The sequence below is a fragment of the Lactobacillus sp. VURO6/B1 (VP7) genome (assembly GCF_058139575.1).
In genome coordinates this window covers 28888-44190 of the sequence record NZ_JBVOWJ010000002.1, presented here as the reverse complement: position 1 = coordinate 44190, position 15303 = coordinate 28888, and the positions used below count along the sequence as shown (strand labels likewise).

The following is a 15303-nucleotide window of genomic DNA, read 5'->3' as shown; positions in this document are numbered from 1 at the left end:
TCTTAAAATTATTTAATAAAAATGATCACTTAGTAAAAAATTAATAAAAATTTTGTGAACTGGTATAAACCAATTGCCTATACATCAAAGTATGCAAAAAAAGCATTTCACAAATTAGTGAAATGCTTTTTAATAATTGCTAATTAAATTCTTATTTAAGATAAATGTTTGCTAATCATACTACCAACAATTGAAAGTGTAAAGCAAACCGCAAAGTACAATACAGCTAAGGCAGCAAACATAGGCAAAATATAATTTGCATTCTGACCATAAATGACTTGTGCGTGCTGCATCATTTCAGGCACAACAATGATTGTTGCTAGAGATGTATCCTTAATCAGAGAAACAAACTGACTGATAATTGTTGGAATCATGTTTTTATAAGCCTGAGGCAATACAACATGCCATAATGCCTGAACAAAAGACATGCCAGTTGATCTTGCGCCTTCCATCTGACCGATAGAAACAGACTGAATACCTGAACGCACAATTTCTGCAATCATGCAGGATTCAAATACTGTCATTGCAATAATCGCTGCCGGTATTGTTTCCGGCCTTAAGCCAAAGTTTGGTAGTCCAAAATAAGTAAAAAAGATAATTAGCAGCAAAGGAATGTTACGAATAATATCAATAACGAAACCTACAATTGCTGAAACATATTTAATTTTAGAATATCTAATTATTCCTAAAATGGAACCAATAATAAAGCTTAGAATGACTGAAATTACGGAGATGTAAATAGTTACCCAGAGGCCCATCAACAAAAAGCGCACATTAAGCCACGAAAAGGCGTTCACCCAATTTTGCATTTTCTAGTACCTCCTTTTAACCTAATTTCTTTTCCAAGTGCCGCATATAATAGCTAATAGGCAGTGTAACAATTAGATATAGAACACCTACAACTAAATAACTGTTAATAGTATCAAAAGTTGTTGATGCAATTGAATTTGCTTGGTACATTAAATCAAATCCTGCTACAAAGGCTAGAACTGAAGAATTTTTTACCAGGTTAACAAACTGATTTCCTAAAGGTGGTATTACTATCTTGAATGCTTGAGGCAAAATTATATAACGCATTGCCTGCCAGTAGGTCATACCAGTTGATCTCGCACCTTCCATTTGACCGCCGGAAACTGATTGAATTCCTGAACGAATTGTCTCGGCAATAAAAGCAGAAGTATACAGAGTTAACCCAATTGTACCAGCTGTAAAACCGTTGATTTTGACAACATACATCGGAATTACCAAGTAGAAAAACATAGTGATTACAAGCAAAGGAATGTTACGCATTATTTCCACATAAGCATGCCCAATTACACGCATTACTTTACTTGGAACAACTTCCATAATTGCAAATATTGTGCCAATTATTAAACTGAAAAATAAAGCAATTACACTAGATAGTATTGTCCAGCCCAAGCCAACAAACAGCTGGCTGCTGAATTTTGAAAAAATATTAATCATCGGCGATACAGCTCCTTATACTTAAATCCTGGAACATCGCCAAACCACTTTTTAATTAAGCGATTATATTCACCATCATGCTGCATCTCAAGAACTGCCTTGTCTACAGCTTCAGTAAATGAGGTTTGTCCCTTATTAACCGCAACACCGTAAGGTTCAACAGTAAAAGTGCCACCACGAACTTCGTAGCCTGGATTTTGAACTGCTAACCCAAATAAAATTCCGTTATCAGTAGTTAATGCATCCCCCTGATGTGATTTTAAAGCGTTCATTGCCTGAGCATAGTCTTGCAATTCAATCACTTTTGCTCTTGGAGCCACCTTTTTAATGTTTTCAACCGAGTTGGCACCGACAACACCGATAACTGTCTTGCCATTAAGGTCCTTTGTACTCTTAATTGAAGAATCTTTAGGAACTAAAAGTGACTGACCCGCGTCAAAGTATGACTTTGAAAAAGAAATAATCTTTTTACGCTCGGGCGTGATTGACATTGTGGCTATAACGGCATCCACATTTCCGTTCTTTAAAAGTGGAATTCTGGATTGAGAGGTTGTTGTTACAAACTCAGCTTTTCCTTGAGGTCCTAATATATGCTTTGTGATATGTTTTGCCATATCAACATCAAAACCCTTTTGCTGACCATCCTTAACATCAATTAAGCCAAAAAGTTTAACATCACCTTTAACACCCCAAACAATAGTATTTGCTTGTTTGGCATTATTTAAAACAGATTGATCACTAAGACTTTTACCACAACCGGTTAACATCAAAATACATGCTAATAAAGGAAACAGCCAAAATTTCTTTTTCATAATTGGCCTCCTTAGTGAGAAATAATTTTACTCAAAAATTGTTGTGCCCGCTCCGTCTTAGGCTGCTTAAAGAAGCTTTCGCTATCATCATCCTCAACAATTCGACCTTGATCCATAAAGATAACTCTATTTGCCACCTCTTTAGCAAAGCCCATTTCGTGAGTAACAATTAATGAAGTCATACCACTTTCAGTGGTAACTTTCTTCATAACTTGTAAAACATCATCAATCATTTCCGGATCAAGAGCAGAAGTTGGTTCATCATATAAAATTAGTTTTGGTCTCATTGCCAATGTTCTGGCAATAGCAACACGCTGCTTTTGACCACCAGAAATTTGTGAAGGCATATTATGTGCCCATTTGCGTAGCCCAACCATATCAAGTAAATCTAACGCCTGTTTTTTATTTTCTTCTTCAGGCATGTGGCTTACTATTCTGGGAGCCAGCATGATATTTTCCAGTACATCTTTATTTTTGTATAAATTAAAGTGCTGGAAAACCATCCCAACATCACTCCGTAAGATGTTGAGGTTGGTCTTTGGATCTGAAAGATCGTGACCGTTAACTACTAACTTACCTTTCTGGATTGATTCAAGCCCGTTTACGGTCCGTACTAAAGTACTCTTACCTGAACCAGATGGTCCAATCAGAACCACCGTTTCGCCTTCATCAATCTCTAAATTAATGTCGTGCAGTGCATGAAAATGGCCATAAAATTTTTGCACGTCATGGAACTCTATCATCGACATTGTCATCGCCCCTTTCATAATCAATGCATGAAATAATAAGTTGTAGAATCTATTTTACTATAACCGTTAAGAATTTTAAAAGTAATACAGTGTTTTTAATAAAAATTTATAGAAAGATCTGCTTAATTCACATTGACTTGAAAGTCACATAGTTAGCGTTACGACGGGAAAGTACAGTAATAAAAAGGGCTTTTGTATGTTCATTAATAATAAATTAATGTCAAAAAATGCCATTTATAATTAAAATTATCTGTGAAAAATATACTCTTATTTGCATTTTTTTCTTCCAAAAATAGTTTGACTAGCATACACTCTAATTAAGGAGAAAACTTATGGATAAAGAAAAAACTTATAAATTACTTTTAAAACAGGCTGGCAACCTTCTTCAAGGTGAACACGACTTAATTGCCAACATGAGTAACATCAGTGCACTACTTTTTAATAGTTTAGCTGAAGTAAGTTATGCCGGATTTTATCGTTTTCAAGAGCAAGAGCTCATTTTAGGACCTTTTCAAGGGCCAGTCGCTTGCATGCATATTCAATTAGGAAAAGGGGTCTGCGGTGTCGCTGCAAAGACTCAGCAAATTCAAATTGTGCCTAATGTTCACGAGTTTAGTGGTCATATTGCCTGTGACGCTAATACCAATTCAGAAATCGTTGTTCCTATTATTCACAATAAGAAGCTTCTTGCCGTTCTTGACCTTGACAGCAATATTTTCAATAGATTTGATCAAATTGATGCTGAATATTTAGCAAAAATAGCTGATCTTGTTTCAAAATAAACAAAAAAAGTTCCGCAATCTATATTAAGATTGCGGAACTCTTTATTATATAGCTTTCTACTTTTTGCCTGCTAGACGTTGAAATGCTTTGACAATTTCGACTATTACAATCATACAAATTCCAGCACCTAAAACTATCAACCATTGTGTGGAATTCAATTCTGTGACATCAAAAAATTTTGTCATAAACGGCAATTCTACTGCAGCCATTACCACAGCTGAAATTAATATTGCCCAATTAAACCATTTATTAGCAAATGTTTGCTTAGAAAAAATAGACTGGTGTATGTACTTAGAATTGAAAGCATGAAACAGTTGAATGAGTCCTAATGTAAGAAAGGCCATTGTCAGAGCATCAGCATGTTGCAGATTGGCATGACCCATGTGAGGGCCAAAATTTAAACCTAGTTGATAAGTGGTTAAAACAATGATCCCCTCTAGTATTCCTTGATAAACAATTGAGCTGGCAACGCCGCCGCTAAAGAAATTTGATTTTTTACCCCGAGGTGTCCGTTTCATAATGCCTTTTTCAACTGGTTCAAGTCCCAAAGCAATAGCCGGTAAAGTATCTGTCACCAAGTTAATCCACAGCAATTGCACTGGAGCTAAAATATCCCAGCCCAACATAGTCATCATGAATACTGTTAAAACTTCTCCAACATTACAACTCATGAGATAAAGAATGGCTTTTTGAATATTGCTAAAGACCTTGCGTCCTTGTTTAACCGCTTCAACAATCGTGGCAAAGTTGTCATCTGCTAAAACCATATCACTGGCACCTTTTGATACTTCTGTACCAGTGATGCCCATACCGATACCAATGTCAGCTTGTTTTAAACTAGGTGCGTCATTAACTCCGTCCCCTGTCATAGCTACAATTTTGCCTTGAGCTTGCCAAGCCTTAACAATACGAACTTTGTGTTCCGGAGAAACCCTGGCATATACATCAAAATCAGTTACATGTTTTTCTAAGTACTCATCACTAAATTCATCCAGTTGTGCACCGGTAACTACCCGTTCATCTTGACCAGGCTTTAAAATCCCCAGCCTTTCTGCAATAGCTTGGGCAGTGACTTGAAAGTCGCCTGTAATCATAACTGTTCTAATGCCGGCACTGTGAGCTTCTTTAATAGCCTCTTTAGCTTCAGGACGTTCTGGGTCAATCATCCCCACCAAGCCAGCAAAAATCAAGTCCTGCTCAACATTATCAGTTGTAGGATCATCGTATAATTGTTCAACTGGTTTATAAGCTAGCCCCAAAACCCGCAAGGCGTTTTTAGCCATATTTTGATTTGAAAGCATAATTTCATCTTTTTGCTTCTCAGTGATCTCACTGACTTTACCATCAAGTTCAATCCGCGTTACCCGTTTAAGCAGTTGATCTGGTGCCCCCTTAACCGCTACAAAATATTGACCGCTGTCTTCATTGACAGTGCTCATTAATTTACGGCCGGAATCAAATGGCACTTCCTGGAGCCTCTTATGCTTTACAAGTAAATTATGCACATCAATTTTTTGGTCAAGCGCATACTGAATCAAAGCTGTTTCAGTTGGGTCGCCCAACAATTGATTGTTATCATCAAGTTTTGAATCATTAGCTAAAACCATTGCCATCAAAGCATGATTATCATGATTAATGCTATTTGAAGAATTATGAACCTGGTTATCATAATAAACCTGTTCAACCGTCATTTTATTTTGAGTTAAGGTACCTGTTTTATCAGAGCAAATAATATCCGTTGCTCCCAACGTTTCCACTGCTGGCAACTTACGCACAATTGAGTTGTGCTTGGCCATTACCTGAGTACCTAGAGCCAAAATAATAGTTACGATTGCAGGTAATCCTTCCGGAATTGCTGCAACAGCAAGTGAGACAGCTACTAAGAACATATCGATTGCTAATTTATCTGTTGGTTCTGTTCCTTTTTTGGTAAAAAAGCCTACAACAAAGACCACAGCACATATTAGCAGAATCATGATAGTTAGCGTTTTGCCTAACTGGTTTAGATTACGCTTTAATGGTGTATCCGTTTCATCAGTGTTGTTAAGCATTGTGGCAATTTTGCCGACCTCAGTGGTCATTCCTGTTGCGGTAACAATACCTTCACCACGCCCATATGTGACATTGGTATTAGCAAATGCCATATTATCCTGGTCGGCTAGTGCTACCTTTTCTTCATTAACAGCTTCACTAGTTTTATCAACCGGAACCGACTCACCAGTCAAAGCTGATTCTTCGATTTTGAGACTTTTAGTAAGAGTCAACCGCAAATCAGCTGGTACAACATCACCTGCTTCAAGCAAGACCACGTCCCCAGGTACTAGTTCCGTACTTGGTATTTCCACAATTTGACCATCACGCCGAACATGGGCGTTAGGAGTAGCCATTTTCTTTAAAGCATTAATTGCTTCTTCAGAACGTGTTTCTTGAAAAACGCCTAAAACAGCGTTCAAAATGACCACAATCATAATAATAGCTGCGTCTGTCCATTCTTGAGCCACAAAGCCGGAAAGCAATGCTGCGACTATCAAAACAATGATCATGAAATCTTTAAATTGGGCTAAAAAGCGTTGCCAAATGCTAACTTTCTTTTTACTGGTCAAACTATTAGAGCCATATTTTGCTCGTAACCCGTCTATTTGACTTGCTTTTAAACCACTGGCTACAGATGTCGCAAAGTCCTTTGCAACATCCTCAATTTTTTGATTGTAAAAATTCCGGGGCATCTTTACCTCCTAATAACAAAAAAGAGACTTATATGTACAACACACACAAGTCTCACTATTTAAGATAAGTCCAGAAGTATTTCTTCGGGTGTTGGGCTTATCGCAAGTAATTGCTGTTACTCCCTTATGATGCTTCTTATTATAAATAAATTTATTACTTTTAACAAGAATAAGGCTATTAAATTAATTAAATAAAAAACATGACTTCATATTTCGAGAGGTCATGTTTTTAATAAATACTAATATTTACTTAAGACCGGTCCACTTCCATTCAGTAACTTCAGGCATATCTTTACCATTGTCACGAATGTATTGGTGGTGTTTTGCAAGTAATCTATCCATTTCCGCTACAAAGCCTGCACTCTTTTCACCGTAACGAGGAACACTTAAAATGGCATCTTTTGCCAAATGGAAACGATCAAGTTTATTAACTACACGCATGTCAAATGGCGTTGTGATGTCTCCTTCTTCCTCATAGCAGTGAATATGAACATTGCTACGCTTGCGACCAAACCAAATGGATTGCATCATTGCCTTATAGCCATGCCATGCAAAAATCACTGGCACATCACTTGGGAATAATTGCTCAAATTCTTCATCAGAAATTGCTTCTGGATTATCCTCAGTATTCATTAATTTCATAACATCAATTACGTTAACATAACGAATCTTAAGATCAGGGAAGTTCTTATGCAAAATATCAATTGCAGCAAGGGATTCCATTGTCGGTTCCGTTTCAGTTGAGGCAAATACAACATCAGGCTTAGCATTTTGGTCAGTTGATGCCCAATCAATGTAAGATAAGCCGTGGTTGGCAATACGAGTTGCTTCGTCAATTGAGAACCATTGTGGTCTTTCCTGCTTAGAAGTTACCAAAATATTAATACATTCACGATCGGTGAAAGCTTTTTGTGAAACTGCCAACAGTGAATTGGTATCAGCTGGTAGATATTCGTGAACTAAATCCGGACGATTCTTTTCATACATGTGAGTCAAGACACCTGGGTCTTGGTGAGTATAGCCATTATGGTCTTGTTGGAAAACTGTAGAAGTTGCAACAAAGTTTAATGACGGATAGTCCTTACGCCAATACTGCTCCTTAGCCTTTCTTAACCATTTCATGTGCTGAGTCAGCATTGAATCTACAACACGACCAAATGATTCATAAGTAGCAAAGAAACCGTGACGACCAGACAAAACATAGCCCTCCAGCCAGCCTTCGTCTTGGTGCTCAGACAATTGTGAATCGATCAAACGACCACTTGGTGCCAGGTTTTCATCATTAGGTGTATGAACGGAACTTTCCCATTGGCGTTTTTGCTCATCAATAAACTTGAATAAACGGTTTGACTTAGTTTCATCAGGACCAAAGCCACGGAAGGTATTAGGATTGAGCTCAGCAATTTCGTTTAAATATTTAGCCCATTCCGTCATGTCTTCAGCTTCAATAGAACCTGGTTGATCAAATTTCAAGGCATATTTACGGTAATCCGGCAAACTAAGACGCTTAGCTTTTTCTCCACCCGCATTAGTGATTGGATTCATGGCCATCCTGCTGTCACCAGTAACATTATCAGCTGTCACGATTTCAGTTGGAACACCATTTTCATCGAATAACTCTTCCGGTTTATAGCTCTTAAGCCAATCAACTAGCATATCTTTATGTTCCATGTCATCTTGAGCAACAGGAATTGGAATTTGATGGGCTCTAAACGAGTTTTCAATAGGATTGCCATCAAGATCCTTCTTTGGACCGGTCCAGCCCTTTGGCACCCGGAAAATGATCATTGGCCAGTGGGGCAAGGTTTCATCATTATTTTCACGAGCATTCTTTTGAATAGACTTAATTTCTTCAATGACAGTATCCATCAATTTAGCCATTTCTTCATGAACCTGCATGTGCTCTTTATAGCCATCAAATTCACCGCCATTATATGCAGAAATAATATAAGGATGCCAGCCCATGCCTTCAAAGTACTTGGTCAATTCTCCGTCCGACATTCTGGAAACAATCGTTGGATTTGAAATCTTGAAACCATTAATTTGCAAGATTGGTAAAACTGCCCCGTCCTTAATAGGGTTGATAAATTTATCGCTAAACCAGCTAGCTGCAAGTGGTCCTGTTTCTGCCTCACCATCACCAATTTCAACCGCTGCAATTACGTCAGGATTGTCTAGAATTGCACCTGTACCATGGGAAAGTGAGTAACCTAGTTCTCCACCTTCGTGCATTGAACCAGGAGTTTCAGGTGCAGCGTGTGAAGCAGAACCACCTGGAAAACTGAAACGCTTAAAGAGCTTAGCCATTCCTTTTTCATCTTGTTGAATTTCAGGGTAAAGCTCACTATATGAACCATCAAGGTATGAATTAGATACCATAACCTGACCACCATGACCTGAGCCTTCAATATAGAACATGTTCAAACCATACTTTTTGATAACTCTGTTTAAATGAGCATAAATAAAGTTTTGCGGTGAAATAGTGCCCCAGTGACCAATTGGCTTAGGTTTAACTTCACTTGCTTTGAGATCATGTTTTAATAATGGGTTACTCATTAAGAAAAGTTGACCTACAGATAGATAATTTGCTGCACGCCAGTGAGCATCAACACTTTTGAGAAATTCTTTTGAGTCGTAATCAGCTGCCATTTTTATTCTCCCTTTTTAATATTTGCTAAAATTCATTTTATAAACATATTATAGCAAGTTTTGGGTAAAGTTCAACCATTTTGGAAATTGGTTCGTCCCAATTTATAAAAAATAAGTGTTTAATTATTGCGAAGTAGATAAGTAATACTATTATTATGCCATTTTCTATTTACAGATCAGCATATTTATGTTCAAATACTGATAAACACTTATTTTTCAAGTTAAATACTGAAAAAGTGATTAAACAATGTTTGTTCTAGTGCTAAATTAGGCACAGGAGAGGTAATATGACACAAGAAGAACGTCTGCAACAAATTAAGCAATTGCTTAATCAAGAAAATCATTTGAGTACTCGCAAGTTAGCAAATTATTTCAACATTTCTTTTGACACGGCCCGTCGTGATGTAGTGCGGTTAACAGCAACTGGTCAAGCTATCAGAGTTCATGGTGGATTAGTCGCAATAGATCGAAGTGATGTGCCTAACTTTATCATGAGAAGTCAAATCGATTCACCAGTTAAAACTAAGATGGCAAAAATGGCTCAGAGATTTATCCATCCTAACCAGTGTGACTTTATCGGTCCATCAACCACTTTAAAGAAATTGTGTGACTTAATTTGCGGCACTGATTTGCAAATCGTTACTAATTCAATTGATAATTCGTTAGCTCTCATGCAATCTAAATTACCTAATGTGAGACTTCTCGGGGGCAAAATTGATAAGGAACATAGGTTTAATTACTCTATTACCTCACTTGAGCTTTTGCAGAAAATAAGTTTTAACACTGCTTTTGTTGGTACTTCAAATGTTAAAAGTGACGGTATCTATTCAACAAAAATGAGTGATTCAGAATTAATCAAGATTGCAAGTTCAAGAGCTAAGCAAGTGATCGTCGTTGCCGAAAAATACAAATTTGATAGCCAAAATACTTCTCCTTATATGTCAATTCCACTTAATAATATTGACGTTTTAATCACAGATTTGCCTTTATCTGAAAATTTCCAAAAGAATTTTTCGCCAAAAACGCAAATCATTTCAGTACTAAGGAAGTGAGATTATGTTGAGCTTTTTTGGTAGTTTGTTTTCAACAAAGCGGCAACAGCTAATCGAAGAAGTTTATCAAGATTTAAACCAATTTTATAATAGTTTTTTTAGTAATATATACAATGAATTGAATATCAAAAAGTATAAGCAAATTCGTGATGCCGTTGGTATGGTAATGCGCAAGTTTGACAGTCAAGATCACCCATTAGACTATACCGGCAAATTAGTATTGTATATTGAGGCATGTGTCGCATTGCAGCATTTGCATTTAACGACTCTGCAGCAAAAACTTTTACGTGACTTAAGTGCTAAAACCAGAAAAATCAACTTAAACTTTGTTTATACTGGACGGATTATGGATATGCAACAATTCAAGAATATTTGATTTTCTTTTTTAAATAGAATGTATCCCAAAAAAGCAGGCCAAGGCCTGCTTTTTCATTTATTCAAATTTACAAAAGTATTGAATCTCATATATTGATAATGAATACGCATAGTTGATACTTCAAATGGCGTACCATCATCTAAAAAGAAAATACCTTCCATTACTCCGACAGGTTCGCTCTCTTTCAAATTAAGCCGTGTTTGATCTTCATCATTTGATGGCTCAACAGTAATATTCAGAAAGGCTTTGGTAACCACTTTATTTTGCGAATCTTCGAGGTAATTAAAAAGGGATTTTTTCAAGTGTTCAGGTTTTAACTCAGGAACAATTTTAATTGGTACATACCCAGTTTCAATTAAAAATGGTTGCTTATCTAAAAAACGAAGTCTTTTAAATTGGTACACAAAGTCATTTTCTTTCAGAAACAAGTCTTGTGCAATTCCTTTAGGAGTCTTGATTACGCTAAAAGACAGCAATTTAATTCCTTGCTTTTTGCCAGGAACTTTCAAACTATCAGTTAAACCTAAGTTAGACCCCTCATAACGAAACAAGGACTGATTTTTTAAATACAAAGGGTTAATAAATGTTCCACTACCCCTTTTTTTAAAGACAATGCCTTGTTGAGAAAGCAGCTCCATCGCTCTTTTCATTGAGGAACGACTTACTTGATAGTGTTCAGCTAGACTACGCTCGTCTGGAAGGCGCATCCCCTCATATTTGTTATCTAGAATATTCTGTTTAATATCACGCATCACAGTACGATAAACGAAATCTGCCATTATCTACCTCAACTATTTATATTCCTGATGGAAGAAACTAACCATTCTGAAAATTGCACCCGGTCAACTTTCACTCCAACTTGAACATTTGCTGGTTTGTTAAAGAAGTTATTAAAATCAATTAAAGAAGCACCGTAAGCACTTGGACTTTTGGTATCTACTACGACATATGCAGGCTTAAAGTTAAACATTTCGGGTTTTACCAGCATACCAGCTGCCAATGCATCGTATACTTCACGACCATTGGTTTCAGTATGATCATGTAAATTGCTCATAATATGATAGAGCATATCTCCAGTTCTGCCCAATTGCTTAATTTGGGCCAAAACATCTGGAGTCACATATGCTTGATGCCCTAATTCAAGAGGTGCTAACAAAATTTTTATGCCACTTGAAAAAACAATCTGTGCTGCTTCAGGATCACCTGCAACATTATATTCTGCATAAGGTCCCCAATTGCCACGACCAATTGCACCGCCCATAATTACCAATTGCTCAATTTTAGGCAAGTCTTCTGGAAATTGCCTAAAGTAAAGTGCAAAATCTGTTGCTGGTCCAATTTGCATTAACGTTACTTTTTCAGCACTGCCAGCAACAACTTCATGAATTGCTTCTGCAGCGATACCTGGTTTCAATAAGTTGTGATTAGGCGCAGGAAAGTCAAATCCAGCTAGTCCACTCTTACCGTGAACATCTGAAGCATCGATTTGATCCCGCAGTAAAGGTCTGACAGCACCACTGACAACGGGGACATTGGTTTTTAAAAATGTTTCCAATTTTAAAGCATTGTCCAAAGTATTTTTCAATGGTACATTGCCCCAAGTCGCTGCTATCAATTTAACATCAAATTCAGGAGCAAATAAGGCAGTGGTAATTGCTACAACATCATCAATTCCGGGATCAGTACTAATTATCAAAGGTTTTTTTAACATAAGTATCCTCTTTTTAAAAATGGTTATAAAACAATAATACCAAATTTAGCTGCTCGTTGCTGTAAAAATAAAAAGAGTTAACCGAATAGACAAACTTGGTCAACTCATAAATTTACTTTTTACGATCTTCTATCTCACCATTTGAATGAGCGATAATGGCTTCATCACACATCCCTAAAAAAAGCCCATGTTCGACCACGCCTACGGTATGATCCAAATAATCAGCTAAACCACCAGGAACTGGGATAGGATCAATATTCAAATCGATAATAAAATTGCCATAATGAGTTATAAAGCGTTCATTACCTGCCATGCGCCACTGTGGGTGCAAGCCTTCAGCTTGAAAAAGTCTAAAATTTTGTTCACATGAAATAGGTAAAACTTCAACAGGCAGAGCGAAGCCACTCAATCGGTCAACCACTTTAGATTCGTCTACAATCCAAATTATTCTGCGAGAATTAACTGCAACGTTTTTTTCCATGGTTAAAGCGCCACCACCACCTTTAATACCATCAAAATTAGCTGCTAATCTATCTGCACCATCGATGGTCAAATCCAGTTGATCTACTGCTTTCAAGTCATCAACATGAAACCCGTAGCTTTCCATTTGCTTCTTGCTTCTGCTTGAGGTCGTTACCACGGCTGCTAAATTAAGTCCTTCTTCTTTTTTTCTTCTACCCAATTCATCAATTAAAAATGCTACTGTTGAGCCAGTACCTACTCCCAGTTTCATTCCAGGTTTTACTAATTCAGCGGCTTTAATTGCAGCCTGCTTTTTTAACTTATCCTGTTCTTCTTTATTCATAATTCATGCTTTCTAAAATACGTAATTGATCTGTGACTAAAATTATTATAGCAAAAATATTAGCAAAAAAAGACACAAAAAAAGCAGTCATAAACTGCTTTTTAAACTTCACTTAATTATTCTGGATCAATTTCAGGAGCCTTGTTAATTTCGCCTGACATCATCCAAATTCTCTTTTCTACATCAGTGTGGAAACCAGTTAACATATCATTAGTTGAATAGTCTCCTTCTTCATCACTGACTTTAATGCCTTCTTCATAAAGTTGATCAAGGTAATGGTAATCTTCAATAATTTTTGCATAACGTTCATCTATTGTTTCGTTCCAATTGCCCTTTTCATCAGGAATCTTAGTTTTAGCTGCTATTTCACCTAAGGTTGAAACTGGAGAACCATCAAGAGTAATTAAACGTTCAGAAACTTGATCCAGTTGGTCAGCTAATTCGTCCATTACCTTATCTAAATATGGATGTAATTTCAAAAAACGATTACCACGCATGTACCAGTGATGTTGATGAACCACCATGTGTAGTTGAGTCAAATCAGCAACTAATTGGTTTAAAACTTCTTTAGTCTTTGGATATTTCATATAAAAGTGCCTCCAAAATTAAATAATATTGTTACACTTTTATTATAGCGAGTAAGCGCTATTAATACTAAAATATTGTTTAGCATTTTTTAGTCCTGCTATAATAAAAAATCTGCCTTTACCAGACAGATTTTAAATAATCTATTTTTTATGCAGTTTCTGATTTTTGATGCTTCTTTTCTTGTTTTAAAAGCTTGTTGTCATAGTGCTTAATAAACGGATACCAAACTAGAAAAGCTACTATTGCACAAGTTATTGAAAGTACTGCTCCCTGCCAGCTTACAGTGGCAATAAAACCACTCAATCCAACCGGTGTGGGCCAAGGTTGCTGAAATCTGATCACAGGGACCAAACGAGATTCTATTCCTACATACGCGACAATACCAGCTGCAAGCGGTGCACAAACAAAAGGAATAAAAAGATCAATGTTATAAACAATAGGCAAACCAAATATTAAGGGCTCGTTGATATTAAAAAAGGCTGGTACGATTTCAACTTTCCCCAACTCCTTGAGCTGAGCAGAGCGAGCACGTAAAACCAGCCAAATAGCTACACCAAGCATTGCACCAGAACCACCAACATTTATGAATGCATCAGTTGGATCACCGGCAAAGAACCGATGAGCACCATTCACGTTAGCAGCCATATTAGCTAAAACGATTGGATAATAAAATGAACTCAAGATTGTTGCTCCGTGAATGCCAAACCACCAAAGAAGGTGCAGCAAAAACATTATTACCAAAAAGCCCCACCAAGTATCAGCAATTTTACTAATAAACGAGAAAGGAACATATAACAAATTGAACATGTCGGTTCCCGCCAAAACCAAAGCACCATTAATAGCTGCTACAACCAGAGCGACACAAAAAGCAGGAATCAAAGCACTAAACGAATTGGCGACGCCAGATGGCACAGATGAAGGCATTTTTATTTGCCAATTATGTTTGATAGTATAACGATAAATTTGAACGGTTAACCAAGCAATAACTAGGCCAATAAAAATACCAACTGCTCCAATACGGTAAATACCAGAAGTAGATGCTTCATATCCACCAGCTACCATTTTATTTTGGGTAGAAGTTTGTAAAAAAACCATTTTTCCGTTTTTCCAAACTAATTCTGCCACCGTGATAAAAAAGCCCATTAAAAACATCATTAATCCGTTTAAAGGTACGACATTAATATGCTCTTCATCTTGATAAATCTTAGTATATGAATATGCAAAGGTGCCAGAAAATACTAATGCTATAATGCCCATCGTAGCATTATACACGGACTGAAATAAATCATTAAACCGGCCTAAAGTATTAGCGTAAAAGCTGATAAAGGCCGGTATTTTAATAACCTGCGGCAACACAGTGATAATTAAGAAAAATGCACCCACAATAGAAAACGAAATTACACTAAATCCTGCATCCATTATAGCCCTGACAAATCGAGTACCAGCAAACTTGCCAGCAATCTCTGCAATTTGATCCTTTAATGACTTTTTAGCAGTATCCGCCATTAAAATAACTCCTTTCATACTAATTACTTTAATAAATAACTATTAATTAACATTTTATATTTACGTAAATAGGAAATCAATA

The 15303-nt window shown here is 36.7% G+C and carries 14 protein-coding genes; 3 read left to right on the top strand and 11 right to left on the bottom strand.

Annotated elements, in window-relative coordinates; all coding sequences use genetic code 11:
- Window positions 1-155: 155 nt before the first annotated feature.
- Genes ACZ2M0_RS01375 through ACZ2M0_RS01360 form a run of 4 tightly spaced genes read right to left on the bottom strand, consistent with a single transcriptional unit; the run spans window position 156 to window position 3025 of the window.
- Entirely contained in the window at window positions 156-809 is a 654-nt protein-coding gene (locus ACZ2M0_RS01375) for an amino acid ABC transporter permease (RefSeq protein WP_490058236.1), read from the bottom strand.
- 16 nt (window positions 810-825) lie between these two features.
- Window positions 826-1464: an amino acid ABC transporter permease gene (locus tag ACZ2M0_RS01370; protein ID WP_122052071.1), complete on the bottom strand. Its 639-nt coding sequence runs from the start codon at window positions 1462-1464 to the stop codon at window positions 826-828.
- On the bottom strand, window positions 1461-2276 hold the full coding sequence (locus tag ACZ2M0_RS01365; protein WP_122052070.1) for a glutamate ABC transporter substrate-binding protein: 816 nt from the start codon (window positions 2274-2276) through the stop codon (window positions 1461-1463). Before ACZ2M0_RS01365 ends, ACZ2M0_RS01370 begins: the two co-directional genes overlap by 4 nt.
- 11 nt (window positions 2277-2287) lie before the next feature.
- The gene (locus ACZ2M0_RS01360; RefSeq protein WP_109585990.1) at window positions 2288-3025 is read right to left on the bottom strand and encodes an amino acid ABC transporter ATP-binding protein; all 738 of its coding nucleotides are present in this window, start codon (window positions 3023-3025) and stop codon (window positions 2288-2290) included.
- Window positions 3026-3357: 332 nt separating this feature from the next.
- Between ACZ2M0_RS01360 and ACZ2M0_RS01355 the strand changes: the two genes are divergently transcribed.
- On the top strand, window positions 3358-3807 hold the full coding sequence (locus ACZ2M0_RS01355; protein ID WP_490058235.1) for a GAF domain-containing protein: 450 nt from the start codon (window positions 3358-3360) through the stop codon (window positions 3805-3807).
- 57 nt (window positions 3808-3864) lie between these two features.
- Here the strand turns inward: ACZ2M0_RS01355 and ACZ2M0_RS01350 are convergent, their stop codons facing one another.
- Both ACZ2M0_RS01350 and ACZ2M0_RS01345 read right to left on the bottom strand, forming a co-directional pair.
- Window positions 3865-6534, bottom strand: a complete 2670-nt coding sequence (locus ACZ2M0_RS01350) for a calcium-translocating P-type ATPase, PMCA-type (RefSeq protein ID WP_490058234.1) — start codon at window positions 6532-6534, stop codon at window positions 3865-3867.
- Between the two features lie 246 nt (window positions 6535-6780).
- Window positions 6781-9183, bottom strand: a complete 2403-nt coding sequence (locus ACZ2M0_RS01345; protein WP_490058233.1) for a phosphoketolase family protein — start codon at window positions 9181-9183, stop codon at window positions 6781-6783.
- 287 nt (window positions 9184-9470) lie between these two features.
- On the opposite strand from ACZ2M0_RS01345, the gene ACZ2M0_RS01340 reads away from it, so the two are divergent.
- Both ACZ2M0_RS01340 and ACZ2M0_RS01335 read left to right on the top strand, forming a co-directional pair.
- Window positions 9471-10235, top strand: a complete 765-nt coding sequence (locus tag ACZ2M0_RS01340) for a DeoR/GlpR family DNA-binding transcription regulator (RefSeq protein WP_490058232.1) — start codon at window positions 9471-9473, stop codon at window positions 10233-10235.
- 4 nt (window positions 10236-10239) lie between these two features.
- Window positions 10240-10611: a bacteriocin immunity protein gene (locus tag ACZ2M0_RS01335; RefSeq protein WP_490058231.1), complete on the top strand. Its 372-nt coding sequence runs from the start codon at window positions 10240-10242 to the stop codon at window positions 10609-10611.
- 53 nt (window positions 10612-10664) lie between these two features.
- On the opposite strand, the gene ACZ2M0_RS01330 is transcribed toward ACZ2M0_RS01335, so the two are convergent.
- From ACZ2M0_RS01330 to celB, 5 genes are all read right to left on the bottom strand, one after another.
- Window positions 10665-11390 carry a GntR family transcriptional regulator gene (locus tag ACZ2M0_RS01330; RefSeq protein ID WP_187154538.1) on the bottom strand — a complete coding sequence of 242 codons (726 nt, stop codon included), beginning with the start codon at window positions 11388-11390 and terminating at the stop codon, window positions 10665-10667.
- A gap of 8 nt (window positions 11391-11398) precedes the next feature.
- Window positions 11399-12322 carry a nucleoside hydrolase gene (locus ACZ2M0_RS01325; protein ID WP_490058230.1) on the bottom strand — a complete coding sequence of 308 codons (924 nt, stop codon included), beginning with the start codon at window positions 12320-12322 and terminating at the stop codon, window positions 11399-11401.
- A gap of 112 nt (window positions 12323-12434) precedes the next feature.
- The gene (gene rpiA / locus ACZ2M0_RS01320; protein ID WP_490058229.1) at window positions 12435-13127 is read right to left on the bottom strand and encodes a ribose-5-phosphate isomerase RpiA; all 693 of its coding nucleotides are present in this window, start codon (window positions 13125-13127) and stop codon (window positions 12435-12437) included.
- A 116-nt stretch (window positions 13128-13243) separates the two neighbouring features.
- On the bottom strand, window positions 13244-13714 hold the full coding sequence (locus ACZ2M0_RS01315; RefSeq protein ID WP_034977145.1) for a Dps family protein: 471 nt from the start codon (window positions 13712-13714) through the stop codon (window positions 13244-13246).
- A 148-nt stretch (window positions 13715-13862) separates the two neighbouring features.
- On the bottom strand, window positions 13863-15221 hold the full coding sequence (gene celB, locus ACZ2M0_RS01310; RefSeq protein ID WP_490058228.1) for a PTS cellobiose transporter subunit IIC: 1359 nt from the start codon (window positions 15219-15221) through the stop codon (window positions 13863-13865).
- Between the last annotated feature and the right edge of the window lie 82 nt (window positions 15222-15303).